The organism is Ruminococcus sp. N15.MGS-57 (assembly GCF_000980385.1).
Taxonomy (GTDB): Bacteria; Bacillota; Clostridia; order Oscillospirales; family Ruminococcaceae; genus Hominimerdicola; species Hominimerdicola aceti.
In genome coordinates this window covers 14,523-33,182 of sequence record NZ_LARF01000026.1, presented here as the reverse complement: position 1 = coordinate 33,182, position 18,660 = coordinate 14,523, and the positions used below count along the sequence as shown (strand labels likewise).

Below are 18,660 nucleotides of genomic sequence, written 5' to 3'. Positions count from 1 at the left end.
ATAAGTAGAAAGCGTTTTGATACTTGCGGGCACGTACAAGCCCTGCGACTTAGTGAATACGATGAGAGATTCTGGAACAGGCTGTAGAGTACTTGTGTCAAAGCGTGGGTGTGCGTTGTGGATTTTGTGTATACACAACCTAGGGCTTAATACCCAATGTCACACCCCGAATGTAACTTGAAAATTGAATATAAATACAGCTAAAACACGAAACCTATGGCAACGCATTTGTAGGGGACGGCGCCCCCGACGTCCCACTCGGAGGTGTAATGCTGTGATTGTTGTATCTTTGATGCCAAATTATTTTCGAGGTACATTATTGTGATATTCCCCGATAATTCAATGGGTAAGAAATAGCGGGCTGTCGAGGGCGCCAGCCCCTACAATTTTTATTGATAGATTATTCCTCCGCAAAATCGCTCCGCTCTTTGCGTATCTACATTGCGCTTAGGGCTAGAAAGGCGGTGCAGATTTTATTCTCCGATATCACTTTCATCTAATATCTGACTTCTATATGCTATTTTTCATTAAATCTGCACCTTGTCGGCTTGCGCCGAATGAGGCTCTGCCTCATACTCCGCTAGGGGCTTTGCCCCTAGACCCCACAAGCCCTCCAGCGCCGGGCTTGAGCGTGCGCTTTATCTCTCGCTTCGCTCGGTGCTTTATTTTACTTTATGCTTGCAATTTACTTTGGTCTGCTATGCTCATTCCTCACTCCTCACTCCTCATTCCTCATTTCTCCCCTCCTCACTAAAAATCCGCCCCCACATCTTGCAATTTACCTCAAAATGTGCTATCATTATCTCTATAGGGGGTCTTATCCATGAAAAAACTCTTTTCCGTAATTTTTATGAACTTTTTCGGCTTCGACATGATAATTTTCTTGGTTGCAGTCGCGACTGCCCTCGTCTTTTATTTCACTAAAAAATCGGCTGATGTTCTCTACAACAAGCTTCATCTTAACATCTTCGTTCCCGACTCAGGTGCTTCCCGCCGTCAGGCTGACAGCGATATTTCGGGCATTCGTGAAACAGATATCATTTCTATGCGCAACCGCACAGGAAGCCTTTATTCTCTGTTCGTAAATCTCACAGGGATCTTCCCTCTCTTGGGTATCCTCGGCACTGTTATCTCCCTCCTCGGTATGGTGGGCGATATGACAAACGTTCAGGATAATTTCTATGGCGCTTTGACCTCCACTTTTTGGGGACTTGTTTTTGCTATAATCTTCAAATTTCTTGACGGCATAATCTCTGCAAAAATAGAGGATAACGAGAAAAATGTTCAGCTCTATCTTGAAAGAAATAACGCTGAACATTCCCAAAGCGGTGAGCAGCCATGAATGGTTTCAGGAAAAATAAGGGCATAGTCCTTGAGCTGACTTCCCTGCTCGATGTTATCATGATAATGCTTTTCTGGGTCATGACCGATGTTTCCGCATCTGCCGACAGTCAGAAAGAGGACGCAAAAGCTCAGGTGCAGGCTGTCACTCAACAGCTTGAGGAGCAGAAGCAAAAGTCCGCTGACGAGCTTGAAAAGCTCCGTAAGGATATGCAAAAGCAGATAGATGAAGCCTATAAAAAGGCTGAGAACATTAACAGCAATGCCGCAAAAAATCAGCAGGCGCTTGACGGCTACACTCAGGGTATGCTTATCTCACTTGATATGCGAAATGAAAACGGCACTGACAAGCTGTATATTTCCAGAAATGATGAGGATATTATGACCGTGACCCCTGATGAAGACATCTCAGGCAGGCTCATATCTCTTTTTGAAAAACTCGGTGCGGCAGACGGTGAAGTAATGCTTGCGGCAGTGGTCTATGACGGTGACGCTGTGCTTTATCGTAACATGAGAATAGTGGAAAACGCTGTGCAGGCTGTGTCAGACAAATACGAAAATGTTTACTTTACATACATAAACACTTCCAAATAGAAAGGACAATAAAAATGAGTATTCAGAACGATGTTGAAAAGCTCTACCGCAGTGACCTTGAAAAACAAAGACAAAAGCAGAAAAAGAAAAAGAAGAAAAAGCTTCTTGGTATCATGCTGATCGTCATTATCATTGCGGCGCTTATTCTTATAATGCAGTATCTTGGACTTGGACTAGGCGGTGGAAAAGGCGAAGGCTCAGGGGACGGCAAGGACGTAAGTGCTTCCTCCAATGAATCTTCCGTTACTACCACAACAACAGCAGTGCCAAAGGAATTTTATGACATCAAGGTTTCAGGAAGCACTTATATAATCGATGAGCGTGTGGTAGATCTTAAAAGTCTTGTTTCCACAGTGAAGCTTATGAGCGACAATGTTATCGTAAGGATAACAGACGACAACGCAACAAAGAACGCCATGGACGAGCTTAAAAAGGCTCTCACCGATGACGGCAGAGAGTTCACAGAAACAGTTCTTGACAATTCAGCTTTGGATAACAGCACAATAGATACAACATCTGAAGCCGTAAGATAAAAACTGCAGGGGCGAACATCCTTCGCCCGTTTTCTGCATAATTTTAAAGGATACAGATATAAAATATAATTGGGGACGGTCAAGCCGTCCTCTTTTCAGAAACAGAGGTAATATCATGCTTGGACTTACTTTAGAGGGCGGAGCCAGCAGAACGGTCTATTCCTGCGGAATAATGGACGCTTTGCTGGAGGATAAAATAATAGCCGATTATGTTATAGGCGTTTCGGCAGGAGCAGCTTTCGGCGTTTCTTACTGCTCAGGTCAGATAGGAAGAAATCTCCGCCTTGCAACTGAGTTTATGGGAACAAAGAAATACATGGGTGCAAGACATCTTATTGACCCGAAAAACCGATGCTACTATAACCTTGATTATGCCTACAATGTTGTGCCTAATGTTGAGCTTCCCTTTGATTATGAAGCCTACAGAAACTTCAAGGGCAGATTTTGTGCAGTTGTTACAAACGTAAAAAACGGCAAGGCTGAGTACATGGACGTGCCAAAAGATGACACCCACTGGAATTTGCTTAGAGCCACCTGTGCGCTTCCTCTGCTTTTCCCTGAGATAGAGATAAACGGAGAAAAATATATGGACGGCGGTATATCAGATTCAATACCATATTTGCAGGCAATAAAAGCAGGCTGTGACAAAAATATCGTTGTGCTGACACGACCAAAGGGCTATGTTAAGACCCAGGAGCCTGCCACAAAGCTTGCCATAAAATATTATCACAAGCACCCTGAGTTTGCCGAAGCCCTTGCCACAAGAGCCGAGAGATACAACAAATGTATCGCAGAGCTTATGGAGCTTAAAGCCGAGGGGAAAGTCTTTGTTTTCACACCAAAAACCACCTTCGGAGTAGGCAGGACTGAGGGCGACCCTGTAAAGCTGAGAAGGCTCTACGATTACGGCTACAACCACGCAAAATGGGCAATGGACGATCTGAAAAAATATCTTTGCAAGTAGGAATGAGGTAATAAAATGTCATACAAGCTGCCGCTTTTTGCTGCCGCCGCATTTCTGGGCGGTTATATGCTTATTTCAAACAGACAGCTAAGGGTGAACGAATACGAACTGAAGGTATCAAAGCTCCCTGAAAGCTTTGCAGGCAAAAAGATACTTCTTCTTGCAGATCTTCACAAGAAGCGTTACGGGGATAATTTCAACAATCTTGTGAATTCCTGTATTGCCGCCGAGCCTGACTTTATTTTCTTTGCAGGTGATCTTTACAGCCGTGATGAAACGGACATGATACCGAAGCTTGCCCTTATGAAAAGGCTAAAACATATTGCACCGACCTATTATATTTTCGGTAACCATGAAACTGACAACATGGACAATGCCGAAGCCCTTGCTTTGAAGCTCACCGAATGTGGAGTACACATTCTGAGAAACAACATGGAGCAGATAAAAATAGGCGAGGATCACATCAATATATACGGCACTCAGCTTCCCCAAAGATTTTACCGCAACGAAGATTTTTCACATCACGACCTGCCGCAGCTTACAAAGGACGAGCTTACAAAACTTTTAGGCGAGCCTGACAGGAGCGAATGTAACTTTTTGCTTTCGCACACGCCGCTGGCTTTCCGTGCTTATGCGGACTGGGGAGCAGATGTGACGTTTTCGGGTCACTGTCATGGGGGAGTTATAAGATTGCCTTTTATTGGCGGAATACTTTCTCCCGAACGGAAATTCTTTCCACGATACACAAAAGGTATTTACGAACTTGACGCTGAACAGGGCTTGGCAAAGCTTGCTGTTACGGCAGGGCTTGGTAAATTCAGGCTGAATAATCCCTCGGAAATAATGATTTGCACACTTGAAAGGCAGGAATAAATATGTATCAGAAACAATTTGCAGAATATTTTGACAAGCACATGGAGGAGATACTTCGTGACCTAGACGAAATTATTTCTATCGAAAGCGTTGGTGACATAAACGCCCCTGTTAAGCCATTTGGCGAGGGTTCTCGCAAGGCTCTTGACTGGGGAAAGGCTTATCTTGAAAAGCTCGGCATGACAACAAAGGACTTTGACGGCTATGCTGTTCACGGTGATTTTTACCAAAACGGGGAATGTAAGCTTGCTGTGCTTTCACATCTTGACACTGTTCCCGCAGGCGAGGGCTGGAGCTATCCGCCTTTTAAGCTGACTAAAGCTGACGGAAAGCTTTTCGGCAGAGGAACAATTGACGACAAAGGTCCGAGCGTTGCGGTGCTGTGGGCTGTAAAGGCTATCAAAGAGCTTAACATTCCTATAAAAAAGAACTTCCGTGTTATTTTCGGTGGCAATGAAGAGGGCGGCTGTGAGGACATGGAATATTATGAAAGCAAACAGCCTTTCCCTGAAATGGTGTTCACACCCGACGGCTCTTTTCCTGTGCTCAACTGCGAAAAGGGCATGGTGCATCTTACATTCTCTGCTGAATTTTCAGACGATAAGATAGCTGAGATAAAGGGCGGAAGCGTTATAAATGCTATCCCGGACAAGTGCATTGTGAAGTTTGCTGACGACAGTGAGAAGGTCATCAGAGGAAAATCGTCACACGGGTCAAGACCTGAAAACGGCGACAATGCGGTGACAAAATTTGTGGCAGAATACAAAAATGAAAATGCTCTCCTTGGTGGGTTGGCTGAGCTTTTCCCACACGGAGAATGCAACGGAAAGTCCTGCGGTCTTGGTTTTTCAGACGATGTATCAGGCGAGATGACCTGTGCGCTGACTATCCTTAAAACTGAGGGTGGCAGGCTTCATGGCGGTATCGACATGCGCTTCCCTATTGACAAGACGCTTGCTGAGATAAGCGGTATCATAACTTCGGCACTGGAGAGCAAGGGCTTCAAGGTGGACGAGCTTGACGGCATGGAGCCGCATTATGTGGACGAAAACAGTGAGTTCGTTCAGACATTGTTAAGGGTATACGAAAAGGTCAAGGGCGAAAAGGGAAAATGTATCGCTGAGGGCGGAATAACCTACGTTCACAACACAAAGGGCGGTGTTGCGTTCGGTGCGGAATTTCCTGAGGAAAACAACAATATGCACGGAGCTGACGAGCATATTTCCATGGAAACTTTCAAAATAAATCTGAATATGTACGCTAATGCTATTGCAGAGCTTTGCGGTGAATAATTGGGTGTGCATGGCTCTTGACAAAGTGTGATTTTAGTGGTATACTTTATTACATAAAAGCTTAAAAGCGTAAAAGCAAAGGGAGCATGACGGACAATGAAGATTTGTATAGTTGGACTTGGACTTATAGGCGGTTCGCTTGCCAAGGCAATAAAAAAGAACACTCATGAGAGCTGTTTCGGTATAGATATTGACAGGGGAACGATAGCAGGAGCGCTGGCTCAGGAGGCTATCGACGGTGAAATGACCATTGACGACCTTGCAGGCTGTGACGTTGTTATTGTGGGACTTCACCCTGAGGCTACCATAAAATTTATCACGGAGAATGCAGGTAAGTTCAAGAAGGGCGGTATCGTTCTTGACACTTGTGGAGTAAAGGGCGAGATAGTCAGAGCTGTAGAGGGCGTTTGCATTGAGAACGGCGTAAACTTCCTCGGCTGTCACCCTATGGCTGGACGTGAATTTTCGGGTTTTGCATACTCGGTGGACAATCTTTTTGAGAAAGCAAGCTTTATAATGACGCCTACTGACAGAACGCCTATGAGGGTGGTGCAGGAGATATCAAGGCTTGCATACAACATAGGTTTTGCAAAGGTCGTTGTATCAAACGTTGAGGAGCATGACAGCGTTATTGCGTTCACTTCTCAGCTTGCACACGTTGTTTCTAGCTCCTATGTAAAAAGTCCCAGCCTTTTAAAGCAGGCAGGCTTTTCGGCAGGTTCATTCAAAGACCTTACGAGAGTGGCTAAACTCAACGAAGATATGTGGACGGAGCTTTTCCTTATGAACCGTGGTCCACTGGTGGACGAGATAGAGCATATAATCGCAAGATTAACGGAGTATCGTGATGCTATTGCAAATAATGACGCTCAAAGGTTGCATGACCTGCTTAAAGAGGGTCGAGAGCTTAAGGAATTGTCTAATAATAGCTAAACAAGAAAATAAAGCGGTGTCAGAGTTCAATTCTCTGCACCGCTTTTTGTTTATTCTTCTGTGTCTGTATCGTCGTCTGTATTATCAGTTTCTTCCTGCTCTTCATTTTCGTCAGGTTCGTCAGGCTCGGACAAATTGGTATCATCGCTTTCGTCTGTATCGTGGATATCTTTATCATTATCCTTGTTGGCTGACTTATTGTCGCCTACTGTTTTGTTTTTCACTATCATAAGATATTCAGCGGCAATAAGAGCTACGCACAAAACGCAGACCACGCCAATAATAATGCCCATTGATGAACCGCTCTTTTCTTCCGACACCGGACTTGCGGCTTTTGAGGTCGCTTCTGCTTCTGAGCTTTCAAGCTTCACGGCTTCAGGTTCTTTTATCACTATTTTAAAATGCCCTACTGAGCCGTCCTTATAAACAATATCTATCTTTGTTTCGCCTGTGCTGAGGGTCTGGAACTTGCCGTCCTCGAATATAAGCACTTCGCCGTTGGCTACTGTTACGCTGTCAACATCTGTAAGTCCTATATCCTCAGGAGCGATAGGGTACTTGGAATAGTCAACGTCTATTTCGATATAATCGCTGTCGTCCTGCTGAACGTCTGCAGCGTCCTGATACTTGACGATACCATTCTCTACCTGATTTGATATGGCATTGAGGTTTTCGTCATCAAGGGAATTTACTGTGAGATAAAGCACTGTTGAGGTGAGCTTTTCGTCTGCGACTTTGAAATGGAGGGTCGCATAATCACCGTCAAAGTCTGTGCCGTCTGCGTTCACATAGTTATATACAAACTTACCTGCAAAGGCATTGTCAACTGCCATGCCACCTGCTTTATCATTGGTTTCGCACTTTTCAAACTCTACAAGACTATCGTCATAGCCCACGGAGATAGAGGCATTTGAGATAAGGTGGTCGCACTGGATATTTATTTTCGCTGTGAACTTTTTATCCTTTACCTCGCTGACCACAAGCTTTACAACTGTCGGCGTAGAAGTCGGAGTGTCCGGAACATAGGAATAAGATGTGGTAGTTCCCCATGTGGTGGTTTCCCATGTCTGAGCTGTGGTAGTTGTAGTCGTTTCAGTGTCCTCCCACTGAGGCTGAGCGGTAGTGGTTGTTTCCGGTACAGGATCTGTGGCTGGCACATCGGTTGTCACAGGCGTTTCGGGATCAGCGAAACACACTGAGGTCATTGCCATGACCGCTGCAAAAAATCCCACTGTTACTTTTTTGAAATCCATTATTTACTCTCCTGATATTGTTTTTGACGTAAACAAGGGCTGCCGCCATAAAGACCGCAGCCCATGATTTTCCTTTTTATTAGTCCTCAATAAGAGTTACTTTCTTCATGACCTGATCTACAAGCGGCTTATCGTTGAAATTTACGTCAACTGCTGCGATCTCGTCAACAACGTCCATACCCTCGACTACCTTGCCGAATGCTGCATACTGTCCGTCAAGATGAGTAGCGTCCTGGTGCATGATAAAGAACTGTGAGCTTGCTGAATTTGGCATTGCTGAACGTGCCATTGAGATAACGCCTCTTGTATGCTTGAGGTCGTTACGAACACCATTGGCAAGGAACTCGCCCTTTATCTTCTCTTTTGCACCGCCCATGCCTGTTCCCGTCGGGTCGCCGCCCTGTATCATAAAGCCTGAGATAACTCTATGGAATATCAGTCCGTCATAAAAGCCCTCTTTAACAAGCTTCTCAAAATTTGCAACTGTGATAGGCGCAACGTCAGGATAAAGCTCAATCTTGATATTCTTTCCGTTTGCCATTTCTATATTTACCATGTTAATACTCTCCTTATTATCTGTTAATACAAAATTTACTTGGATTTTGGCAGCTCGCCACGTTTATTTTTCTCCATAAGATCATTGAAATACAATGTGACAGGAGTTGGAACTTTCTTGAAAAGTCCCTTTTTCTCAACCTCGTCACAAACGATATAGTCTCTTTCACCGTCATTATTTACGCAATAGAGCCTGTCTGTTTTATAGAAGCCGCCGTTGCCGTCATCTCTGTTCTTATCAAAACAGCCGAAGATATCCTTTGCCATAAGCTCGCAAAGTCTGAGTATCTTCTCATAGTTGGTATGCTCGCTCCACTTTTCAAGCTCTTCATGGAAAAACTGCTGGACAGGAACGTCATTGACTTCCATTTTTCTTATTATTCTCGCAAGGCATATAGAAGCGTCCTGATCGGTCAGCTTATCAAGTCTTGCATTCTTATAATCAAGTATATACTCATTTAATGTAGCATAAAGCAACTTATCATACTGAAACGGCTTGCCTTTGCCTGAAAACTTTATGATAGGGTTATCGGTATTGATCTTCAATTTTATCTCTCCAATTCAATTTATTCTGGCAATACCCCTAATGACTGCCTTTACCCCGATCATCTGCCATATTTTTCGTTAAATTCTTTCACCTTCTGCGCCAAAAACTCTTCTGATACTGAGCCGATAGCGTCGTCGTCCTCGCTGTGGTCAACAGAGCCAAGACCCTCCACAAGAGCCTCATCGACGGATATTCCCTTTATATCCTTATACTCTGCATAGTCCTCAGGCTTTTTTGCATAAGGAAGCTCAGCCACCTTTGCGGCTGTGGTCTCTGCACTTATGGCTTCGATATTGCCTGTATCACGCTTCTCCTGAGCCACTTTCTCGTCATGTATCCTATATATCTCCTCAAGCTTTGAGTCGATACCCTCAACGGACGCCACGCTTATATCCTCCTTATGAGAAGCTACAAATCTTGCGTGTTCCTCCTCATAAAGCTTTTCATACTCGCTCTGGGCATCGGTTATCTCAGCCTGTCCTACCGGGTTCACGTCGTAGTCGGCATAGGTCTTTACGGGATCGTTTTTCTTTTCAGCCAGCTCTTTTTCAAGCTGCTCCATCTTGCTGCGGATAGTTTCCGGCTCTATGGTATCGGTTATCTTCTCGGCGTGTACCTTATCGCTGCTGGACTCCTTCACAAAAGCCGTATCTCCGCCTGCTCTCTTCACAGGTGTGTTCCATATATCATCAGCATTTATCTGCTGCTTTTTAGGCTGTGTCGATGTTTTGGGCTCGGAGCTTTTTCTGCTGAACAGACCCATAAGATCTCCCCCTTTTTATTGGCATGATGATCTGATATCGGCTTTTTATGCCTGACATCTTATACTTATTTATTATACAATATTTTCACCAAAATTGCAAACCTTTTGACAGTTACTTTTTGTACGATTTTTTAAACTCTTTTTGTGCATTTTGTTTCGTATTAATATAATATAAATATAAAATTCACGTTTAGTTAATGTAATCTATACTAATATTTGCTATACTATATTTGTTAAGTTATTTATTTTGTTAATTAAAAACAAAAAACAAATTAGTTTAAGAAAACTATTTTGGCATAAAAATACACAAAAATACCCGATCGTGAAGAAGATAACACGAATAAGAAGGGTAAAAGCTTAAGTATATATGAAGTAAATTCATTGAGGAGGATATATTTATGACAAGACCGTCACTTGGGATAACGGCAATGGAACTTTTCGCCTGCAATCCTTTCAGGGTGCTCGGCATAGCCGTTGACACTCCTACTGCTGATGTCACGCTCACATACAAAAAGTTGCTTGATATGGCGGCTAAAGGTGACACGGCTGATTATGAAACGCCTTATGATTTTGATTTTCTGCCGCCTTTCTCCCGTTCTGAAAAGGATCTGAAAACGGCTTATGCAAAGATCGCCAGCAACGGATACAGATGCTTCGCATTCTCTGATCCTATATTTTCGGCTTCCCTGAACATTGATGACGTTATGCTCAACCTCAGAGATATCTCATGTTATGACTGTTTTCTCAGATGTTATATGTGGCTCATCACCAATGACAGAGATTTTGAAGAGCCTGAGCTTTGGATACCACTTTGTCAGTACATAGACAAGATGATCATGTCAAGCCCTGAGCAATGGGATAAGTATTTTGACCATCGTTTTCCGCAGGATATGCTTGACGGCTCAATGTCTGCGCTGAGGTCTTTCTATGCCACATTCTGCGATATAATTCTGCTTCCTATCAAGGAAATGGTAAGAGGCTCTATGAAGTGCAGATCCGCAATGGAGATACTTAAGATCGCAAAGGTGGACGTTGACGAGGTATTTCCTGACATTGACATTCCACAGGCTAACCTGCCTAAGAGGGGCGAGCCTGCGCCGAAGCTCAAGATCGCTGTCAAGGACGGTGAGGAATACTATGATGTTACAACAGGCAAAATGGTAAACTTTGAGGGCGACGAGGATTCGGCTATCGAGAGCAACGATTTCTCTGCGGCTGCAAGCTCCATTTCTGCTGACGCTATCGTTGGCGAGGACGGTCCTGACAGCGAGCCTATACCTGACGAGCCTGAGGAAAATCCTGAGCTTAAGGTAGTTCCGCCTCCAGCTCCCGTTCAGCCTGAACCTGTAGCAGTACAGCCTGCACCAGAGCCACAGCCTGCTCCTGTTCCTGCACCGACGCCCGCAGAGGACATCCAGTCTGCTCCTGTATTCAACACAAAGCCGATGGCTCAGAGCGGTATTCCCGGCGAGATAAACGCACCTATAAGAAAGAGAAAAATCTTTATTCCGGGACACGAGGGCATTTCAGGCTCTGCACCTGCAAGCCAGCCTGTTTCTGCTTCTGTTCCGCCAGTTTCACAGCCTGCACCTGCTCCAACGCCTGTTCAGACAGCACAGCCTGCACAGCAGACAGTTTCAACGCCTGTGTACAGCCAGCCTGCTCCACAGCCTGCGGCGGAAGCTCCGAAGCCTGCGGCTAAAAAGCCATACAAGAAGGCGAACAAGGGACTTACTTCCCTTATCGATACAGTTGACGAGGCGATAAACGACACCTCGGACATAATCCTTACTGACGAGGCTGAGGAAGAGGAAAACCTCTACACTGACACTCTTATCAAGATGCTGAGGGCAAACCGCTCAAACAATCAGCTTATGAAGAGCGTTGACACAAGGCATATTTACGACAACGGTGACAGCCTTGGCAGACCTGAGGAAGCAGAGCTTTCTATGGACGCTATCAACATGAAGAAAATGGACAAGAGCCTGCTCAATTCTTCATATGATAACATCAACACCAAGGAGACCGATCCTAAGAAGCTTCGTGAGGAAAAATACCGCAACATCAACATCAATGATATGCTCAACCCAACGGTAGGAAGCCAGATGCACAAAGAATACACTCCGGACGCTATCGAGGAATTTGTTAAAGCTAAAAAGCAGGAAAAGTCCGCCATAAAGGGTATTTGGAAGCTTCTTGGCGTTCTGTCGCTTTTGTTGATCATTTATCTTATACTGCTTTACACGGGGCTTATTTGATGACGATATAAAGTGTGGCAGAATAACCGCAACGTGGTGTAACGAAAAAAATAAGTAAACAAAACGTCGGGCAAGCGGGACGTCGCATTTCTGCAAAGCAGAAATTGCACCGTTTCCCTACAAATGACGTATATACGTTACTTTTACAGAATAATCAGGGGTGGGATTTCCGCCCCTTTTTTGCAATAAGGAGAAATTTTATGAAAGAATACATACTCTCTTTAGATCAGGGAACGACTTCCTCCAGAGCGGTGCTTTTTAACGCAAAGGGTGAAAAGGTTGCGAGCGTACAGAAAGAATATCCGCAGATATTCCCCGGCAACGGCTGGGTGGAGCATGACCCTATGGACATACTGGAAAGTCAGCTCAGTTCTGCTCGTGAGGTCATTGCAAAGGCTGGGATAACAGCGGAGGACGTGGCGGCTATCGGCATCGCAAACCAGCGTGAAACGACGATACTTTGGGACAAGAACACCGGCAAGCCTGTTTATAACGCTATCGTTTGGCAATGCAGGAGGACTTCTGAGGACTGCGCACGAATGGAAAGTCAGGGCTTGCAAAAGTTTTTCAAGGACAAGACGGGACTTCTTATCGACCCTTATTTCTCTGCCACAAAGATAAAGTGGATACTTGAAAATGTTGAGGGTGTGAGGGAGCGTGCGGAAAAGGGAGAGATACTTTTCGGCACTGTGGATTGCTGGCTCATATGGAATCTGACAGGGGGAAGGGTACACGTTACGGACTACTCCAATGCTTCCAGGACTATGCTTTTCAACATTCACACCCTTGAATGGGACAGGGAGATACTGGGACTTTTGGGCATACCCAGCTGTATGCTCCCTGAGGTCAAAGAATGTTCGGGTGACTTGGGCGAAACTGAGGAGAACATTTTCGGAAGCAGGATAAAGATCGCAGGCTGTGCAGGAGATCAGCAGGCGGCACTTTTTGGGCAATGCTGTTTCCGTGAGGGCGATGTGAAAAACACCTACGGCACAGGCGGTTTTCTGCTTATGAACACAGGTGAAAAGCCTGTGGAAAGCCGTCATGGGCTGCTCACGACTATTGCCTGGGGCATAGGAGGAAAGGTGAATTATGCTCTGGAGGGGTCGGTATTCGTATCGGGTGCGGCGGTAAAATGGCTTCGTGATGAGCTTTGCATAATACACACTGCGGCAGAAACCGAGGAGCTTGCAAGAAGCGTTGAGGACACGGGCGGTGTATACTTTGTGCCTGCATTCGTGGGACTTGGCGCACCATACTGGAAGCCCGAAGCCAGGGGCATGATAACAGGGCTTACAAGAGGAACAAACAGATGCCACATAGTCAGGGCAACATTGGAAGCTATGTGCTATCAGACCTATGACGTTCTCAGGGCGATGGAGGAGGACGCTGGGGCTATCGGAAGCATAAAGGCTGACGGTGGTGCGGCGAGCAACGATTTTCTTATGGAATTTCAGGCTGATATATTGGGTCATTCGGTCATAAGGCCTTATAACGTGGAATCCACCGCAACAGGTGCGGCATATCTTGCAGGGCTTGGCTGTGGGCTTTGGGGCAGTATGGAAGAGCTTGTTGGCGTTTCGGATAAGTTCAGGGAGTTTATTCCGTCTATGAGCGAGAGTAAACGCAGTGATCTGATAGGTGGTTGGAAGAAAGCGGTCGGGGCGGCTATTAGGGAATAAAGGTAAAAAAATCGGGCGACCTTGGGTGGGTCGCCCTTTCTGTTATATATCTTTCATTTCATTAAGCACCTGGGCACATAGGAAAAGCGAACCGCATATAAGATTCACTCCGTGAGGATTCTCGCTTATTAGCTGACGTGCCATTTCAAGGGCAGGCTTTGGACTTTGCTCTGCCCTGCCGCCTGCGTTGGTTATGATGTCGGCAAGGTCAGAGGCAGTTTCGGCTCTGTCGCTGAAACCGTCAACTGTGTAGAATTTGTCTACATACGGTATAATTTTCTTTACTGCCTCGGTGATGTTTTTATCCCTGCACATTCCCATAACAGCGTAGCATGGGTGTTTTTCACAATGCTCCAATACGCCTGCTAAGGCTGACAAGCCGTCGGGATTGTGTGCTCCGTCAAGTATCAGCAGTGGCTCACGGCTGAGTATCTGCACTCTGCCTTGGAGCTGGGCTTTTTTGATGCCCTCAAAAATTTTATCCTGGGGAATTTTCATGGTATCGTTGATAAGGCGTATTCCGCTTATGACGCTCATGGCGTTCAGCACCTGATGTGCTCCACCCATTGTGACTTCATAGGGCTGTCCTTTGAACTGAAACTTTGAGCCGAAAACGTCACAGCTTATAAGTTTGAGCTGATTGATGTCGGGGATAACGAGCTGAGAAAGATTTTTCACCGCCTGCTCTCTGACGGTGCGGATAACTTTCATGTCATTGCCTGCACTCAAAACGCATGGGCAGTGGGGTTTTATAACGCCTGCTTTCTGATAGGCTATTTTCTCAAGGGTGTCACCCAGAATGGCGGTATGGTCAAAGTCCACTGAGCCTATAACTGTTAGGACAGGGGTTTTTATAACGTTGGTGCTGTCTAAAAGTCCCCCAAGACCTGTTTCAAGGACGACTATATCGCAGTTTTCCTCGGCAAAATAGAGGAAAGCTATGGCGGTGGTTATTTCAAACTGAGAGAAATTCTCACGGTCGCAGTGCATATCGGTGACGGCTTTCACACGCTTTGCCATTTTCGCAAGGGCAGGCTTTGGGATATCAATGCCGTTTATTTTTATCCTGTCGGTATAGCTTATTATATAAGGCGAGGTGAAAAGACCTGTTTTCAGCCCTGCGCACTGAAAGACCTCGCTGAACATCTGCGCCATTGAACCTTTGCCGTTCGTGCCTGCGATATGAACGAATTTAAGGCTGTCCTGCGGGTCGCCAAGGTCGGAAAGCAAGGCTTTTATTCTGGACAGGTCTTTCACGGGCTTGCCTGAATGGGAAAAGCTGTTTATAAATTCAAGCTCGTCTATGTCTTTGGTATTTTCTATCAATGTTATCCCTACATTTCGTCTATTATTTCTTTAAGCTCTCTTGCGGTGTCTATATTCACACCTGCGGTCTTTGCAAGCTCCTCTACTGTGGCTTTTTTGAGAGCTTCTTTGGTCTTATACTCGGTGATGAGTTTTGCGGCTTTTTTATCGCCTATGCCTTTGACCTTGGTTATCTCAAGTCGGTGGGCATTCTTTTTATGTTTCTGCGCCTGATAGGTTATGGCTACTCTATGGACTTCGTCCTGAATGGCGGTAACAAGATTGAACGCCGCTCTGCACTTTGCAAGGCTTATTTCTCCGCCGCCTGTGGCAACGGCTCGTGTACGGTGCTTGGAGTCTTTCACAAGTCCGAACAATGGGCAGGTCACACCCATTCGCTCTAAGACAGGCTCAACGGCATTGACGTGGCCGTTTCCACCGTCAAGCAAGATAAGGTCGGGCATAATGGAAAAGCCCTCGTCTGTTTTCTCAAAGTAGTTTCTAAAGCGACGTTCTATGACCTCCTGCATACATGCATAGTCATTTTGCTCTGCAACTGTTTTGATAGAAAACTTTTTATAATACTTCTTGCATGGTCTGCCGTTTTCAAAGACCACCATGCCTGCGACCATATTTGTAGAGGCGAGGTTCGATATATCGTAGCACTCGATATATTTCGGGGTCTTGGGAAGTCCCAATGCTTTGGCAAGCTCCTCAAGGGCGGTTATCTCACGGCTCGTTCTGCCGACTTTTATGGAGAGATACTCGGTGGCATTGCTTTTGGCAAGGGTGGTAAGGCGAAGAAACTGTCCTCTTTTCGGAGTAGAGATATTCACGGCATGGTCATACTTCTGGCGGAGAAATTTCTCTATTATCTCGCCGTTTGTGATATCCTCGTCAAGGAGGATATCTTTCGGTATACTGTCTTTGGAGGAATAATACTGCATGAGAAAATCTTCACGCATTTTTACGCTGTCGTCTTTTTCCCCAAGGAAATAGGAAGCCTTATCAAAAAGTCTGCCCCCACGATACATTATAACGCTTGCACACGCCATTTCGCCATTTTGAGCAATGGCGATTATATCAGTGTCACGAATATCGTCATTAATTATCTTCTGACTTTCAGCGGCTTTTTGTATGGCTTGGATACGGTCACGGAGCTTTGCGGCAAGCTCAAAGTCAAGCTCCTCAGCGGCTTTGTTCATTTCATCGGTGAGTCTTTCAACTGAATCTGACGAACCGTTTCGGATATAGTCCACCGCCTGACGGACTATAGAATTATACTCATCTTTAGAGAATTTTCCTGTGCAAACGCCCATGCACTGCTTTATGTGCATATTAAGGCAGGGACGCTGTTTTCTGAAATCCTGCGGAAATTTTCGGGTGCAGGTAGGGAGCATAAAGACTTTATTGGCTTCGATAACGGCTTGTTTTACTGCGAACGAGCTTGTATAGGGTCCTATATACTCTGCTCCGTCATCGTATTTTTGCAATACGGCTTGCAGGCGTGGATAGTCCTCATTTGTGACCCTGATATAGCTATAGCCCTTATCGTCTTTCAGCAGGATATTATACTTCGGGGTATACTGCTTTATAAGAGAACACTCCAAGACAAGTGCCTCGAACTCGGAGTCAGTGACGATGAAGTCATAGTCATAGACGTGGGACACCATTTTCCACACCTTTGGCAGGTGATCCTGACCCTTTCTGAAATAAGATGTCACACGGTTGCGGAGATTTTTCGCCTTGCCGATATATATTATCTTTTTCATTTTGTCTTTCATTATATAACAGCCCGGTGAGGTGGTGAGCTTTGAAGTTTTATCACGCAGAAATGGCAGGCGTGGGTTGTCTTCATCTGTAATATACATAAATTCTCCTAACTGAAACTAAAAGCAAAGGCAATACGAGTTGTCCGTATTGCCTTGCTATTATCTCTTACCAATACATAAATACAGGAGTACCCATATCTATTTTTTCATAAACGTATTTTGCTTTATCTAAAGGCATATTTATACAGCCGTGTGAGCCCCATGTGCTTGACTTATAACGCTCACCGCCAAAGTTGCCGTTCTGCCATGATGCGTCGTGAAGTCCTATGCCGATAGTGGAAACGTTGTTCCAATAGTCAACATAGGAAGCGTAAGACTGTCCGTCTGCTGATCCTCTGAGGGTCTTGCCCTTTTCCTTATACCAAAGCTTATAAACACCGCCAGGGGTATTTCTTGACTTGCTTGGATAGCCTGAAACTATATCAGACTCCATTGTGAGCTTTCCGTCCTTATAATACCACAAATGCTGTGCGGTAAGGTCTACCTCGATATAAGTGTTGCCGTAATCCTTATCGGCTGTACGCCAATCCTTATTGCAGGTATACTCATAGGCTGAGTCAGGGTTTACATAGTAGACAGGCTCAGTTTCGGCAGACTCGCCCTTTTCAACAAGGTCTACGATAAGGTCGCAGGTCTTTTGCTGGTCTATCCACCAGCCGTAACAGCCCTGACCCTCGGGGATAGTGATAGTTCCACGCTTTGTGGTCTTGAACTCTCTGTCCTTGCCATAGGTATCATACTTATCTGCAAGGTCTTCAACATATGCCATTGCCTTGTCTTCATCAACTGTATAGCCGGCTTCGGCGTTATCCTCGTCAAAGGTTATCCAATCCATGATAGTATCACCTGTGAGAGTTTCGGTGGTGTAGATAAAATCGAATGTTATTTCGATATCATTAAGGTTATTGAGCTTCTGGCAGGTCTCTTCAAGCATATCCGCTGTTATGGCAGGCTTTTTATAGCAATCTGCCTTTGAGATATCAACGTCAAAACTACCGTCGTCAATCTGATTTTCCACATAGGAATAAAGTTCGTCTATCTTACCCTCCTCCACAGCGTCGCCCGTGGTCTCTTTCACAACAACATAGCTGTTGTCGTCGCCTTTTTTGATATAGGCGTCCTCAGGATCTTTTGTGCTTTGGGAGTCAAGCACCTTTCTTTTCAGCACCTTTTCAAGCTTAGCCTTATCGTACTTGAACTTAGATTCAAAAGTGAAATCCGTACGTTTCATGGCAGAAGAGAACCATGAATAGTGGTTTTGCTGAGTATAATACTGTGTGATAAGGTTTTGAGTATTATCGTTATAGCCTATTTCAGACAGCTTTATGGAAAATGTTGTGCCGTCTTTCTTTGTAACGGTGATGGCTTTTGGGATAACAGCCTGCTCGCTTACGAGCTTATAGGCTTCCGCCTTGGTCTTTCCGCTGACCTCGATGCCGTTTATATATGTATTTCCAAGAAATCTATCCTTATACGAATTCATGCCCCACAGATAGAAACCACCTGCGGCGACTATCATAACACCAACAACTGAGCATATTGCTATTGCGACAGTCTTTCCTGACGAAGACTTCTTTTTCTTCTTTTTCCCATTCTTTGAGCCGCTCTTTGAAGTCTGCTTTGATGCAGGCTTTGCATTTTTACTGCGTGTTTCAGTTGTTTTGGGCTTTTTAGGCTTGATAGTTTCCTCGCCAAAGTCTGAAACTCCTCTTACGGGAGTGATAGGCTCGTCAAAGCCGCCGTCCTGCATTGCCATATTTTTAGCGATCATTCTTGCCATATCCTCATGGCTCATAGGGCGGTTCTGCGCCTGCGGCTTTGCGGCTTCATCGCTGTCGAGGGTAAGGCCTTTCATATCAAGATCTATACCAAGCTCATTATCCTTTCTTTCTCTATCGTTCATAATATTACCTTTCCTTATATAACCTTATTATA

At 45.1% G+C, this 18,660-nt stretch carries 16 protein-coding genes; 9 read left to right on the top strand and 7 right to left on the bottom strand.

What is annotated here, in order from left to right; all coding sequences use genetic code 11:
• Window positions 1–823: 823 nt before the first annotated feature.
• The 7 genes from WS40_RS06980 to WS40_RS06950 all read left to right on the top strand — a co-directional run bounded on the left by WS40_RS06980 (window position 824) and on the right by WS40_RS06950 (window position 6,530).
• Window positions 824–1,342, top strand: a complete 519-nt coding sequence (locus WS40_RS06980) for a MotA/TolQ/ExbB proton channel family protein (protein WP_046441343.1) — start codon at window positions 824–826, stop codon at window positions 1,340–1,342.
• Window positions 1,339–1,935, top strand: coding sequence for a cache domain-containing protein (locus tag WS40_RS06975; protein ID WP_046441340.1), 597 nt, complete (start codon window positions 1,339–1,341; stop codon window positions 1,933–1,935). The genes WS40_RS06980 and WS40_RS06975 overlap by 4 nt, the downstream gene beginning before the upstream one ends.
• 14 nt (window positions 1,936–1,949) lie before the next feature.
• On the top strand, window positions 1,950–2,468 hold the full coding sequence (locus WS40_RS06970; RefSeq protein ID WP_046441338.1) for a hypothetical protein: 519 nt from the start codon (window positions 1,950–1,952) through the stop codon (window positions 2,466–2,468).
• A gap of 115 nt (window positions 2,469–2,583) precedes the next feature.
• The gene (locus WS40_RS06965; RefSeq protein ID WP_256322225.1) at window positions 2,584–3,432 is read left to right on the top strand and encodes a patatin-like phospholipase family protein; all 849 of its coding nucleotides are present in this window, start codon (window positions 2,584–2,586) and stop codon (window positions 3,430–3,432) included.
• A gap of 15 nt (window positions 3,433–3,447) precedes the next feature.
• A complete protein-coding gene (locus WS40_RS06960; protein ID WP_046441334.1) occupies window positions 3,448–4,305 on the top strand; it encodes a metallophosphoesterase in 858 nt (285 codons plus the stop codon).
• Between the two features lie 2 nt (window positions 4,306–4,307).
• Window positions 4,308–5,597, top strand: coding sequence for a Sapep family Mn(2+)-dependent dipeptidase (locus WS40_RS06955; protein WP_046441332.1), 1,290 nt, complete (start codon window positions 4,308–4,310; stop codon window positions 5,595–5,597).
• A 96-nt stretch (window positions 5,598–5,693) separates the two neighbouring features.
• The gene (locus tag WS40_RS06950; protein WP_046441330.1) at window positions 5,694–6,530 is read left to right on the top strand and encodes a prephenate dehydrogenase; all 837 of its coding nucleotides are present in this window, start codon (window positions 5,694–5,696) and stop codon (window positions 6,528–6,530) included.
• Window positions 6,531–6,580: 50 nt separating this feature from the next.
• Here WS40_RS06950 and WS40_RS06945 read toward each other — a convergent pair whose 3' ends face one another.
• The 4 genes from WS40_RS06945 to WS40_RS06930 all read right to left on the bottom strand — a co-directional run bounded on the left by WS40_RS06945 (window position 6,581) and on the right by WS40_RS06930 (window position 9,648).
• Window positions 6,581–7,783 (bottom strand): hypothetical protein, encoded by a 1,203-nt coding sequence (locus WS40_RS06945; protein ID WP_046441328.1) that lies wholly within the window; start codon window positions 7,781–7,783, stop codon window positions 6,581–6,583.
• Window positions 7,784–7,862: 79 nt separating this feature from the next.
• Window positions 7,863–8,339 (bottom strand): peptidylprolyl isomerase, encoded by a 477-nt coding sequence (locus WS40_RS06940; protein ID WP_046441326.1) that lies wholly within the window; start codon window positions 8,337–8,339, stop codon window positions 7,863–7,865.
• Between the two features lie 35 nt (window positions 8,340–8,374).
• Window positions 8,375–8,884 carry a hypothetical protein gene (locus WS40_RS06935; RefSeq protein ID WP_022287922.1) on the bottom strand — a complete coding sequence of 170 codons (510 nt, stop codon included), beginning with the start codon at window positions 8,882–8,884 and terminating at the stop codon, window positions 8,375–8,377.
• A gap of 59 nt (window positions 8,885–8,943) precedes the next feature.
• The gene (locus WS40_RS06930; protein ID WP_022287921.1) at window positions 8,944–9,648 is read right to left on the bottom strand and encodes a hypothetical protein; all 705 of its coding nucleotides are present in this window, start codon (window positions 9,646–9,648) and stop codon (window positions 8,944–8,946) included.
• Window positions 9,649–10,046: 398 nt separating this feature from the next.
• On the opposite strand from WS40_RS06930, the gene WS40_RS06925 reads away from it, so the two are divergent.
• Both WS40_RS06925 and glpK read left to right on the top strand, forming a co-directional pair.
• Entirely contained in the window at window positions 10,047–11,906 is a 1,860-nt protein-coding gene (locus tag WS40_RS06925; protein WP_046441322.1) for a hypothetical protein, read from the top strand.
• Window positions 11,907–12,106: 200 nt separating this feature from the next.
• Window positions 12,107–13,588, top strand: coding sequence for a glycerol kinase GlpK (gene glpK / locus WS40_RS06920; RefSeq protein WP_046441320.1), 1,482 nt, complete (start codon window positions 12,107–12,109; stop codon window positions 13,586–13,588).
• Between the two features lie 42 nt (window positions 13,589–13,630).
• On the opposite strand, the gene WS40_RS06915 is transcribed toward glpK, so the two are convergent.
• The 3 genes from WS40_RS06915 to WS40_RS06905 all read right to left on the bottom strand — a co-directional run bounded on the left by WS40_RS06915 (window position 13,631) and on the right by WS40_RS06905 (window position 18,628).
• Complete coding sequence (locus WS40_RS06915) at window positions 13,631–14,914, bottom strand: bifunctional folylpolyglutamate synthase/dihydrofolate synthase (protein ID WP_325208469.1); 1,284 nt, start codon at window positions 14,912–14,914, stop codon at window positions 13,631–13,633.
• A gap of 8 nt (window positions 14,915–14,922) precedes the next feature.
• Complete coding sequence (gene uvrC, locus WS40_RS06910; RefSeq protein WP_325208468.1) at window positions 14,923–16,764, bottom strand: excinuclease ABC subunit UvrC; 1,842 nt, start codon at window positions 16,762–16,764, stop codon at window positions 14,923–14,925.
• A 67-nt stretch (window positions 16,765–16,831) separates the two neighbouring features.
• On the bottom strand, window positions 16,832–18,628 hold the full coding sequence (locus tag WS40_RS06905; protein WP_325208467.1) for a L,D-transpeptidase family protein: 1,797 nt from the start codon (window positions 18,626–18,628) through the stop codon (window positions 16,832–16,834).
• Window positions 18,629–18,660: the final 32 nt, after the last annotated feature.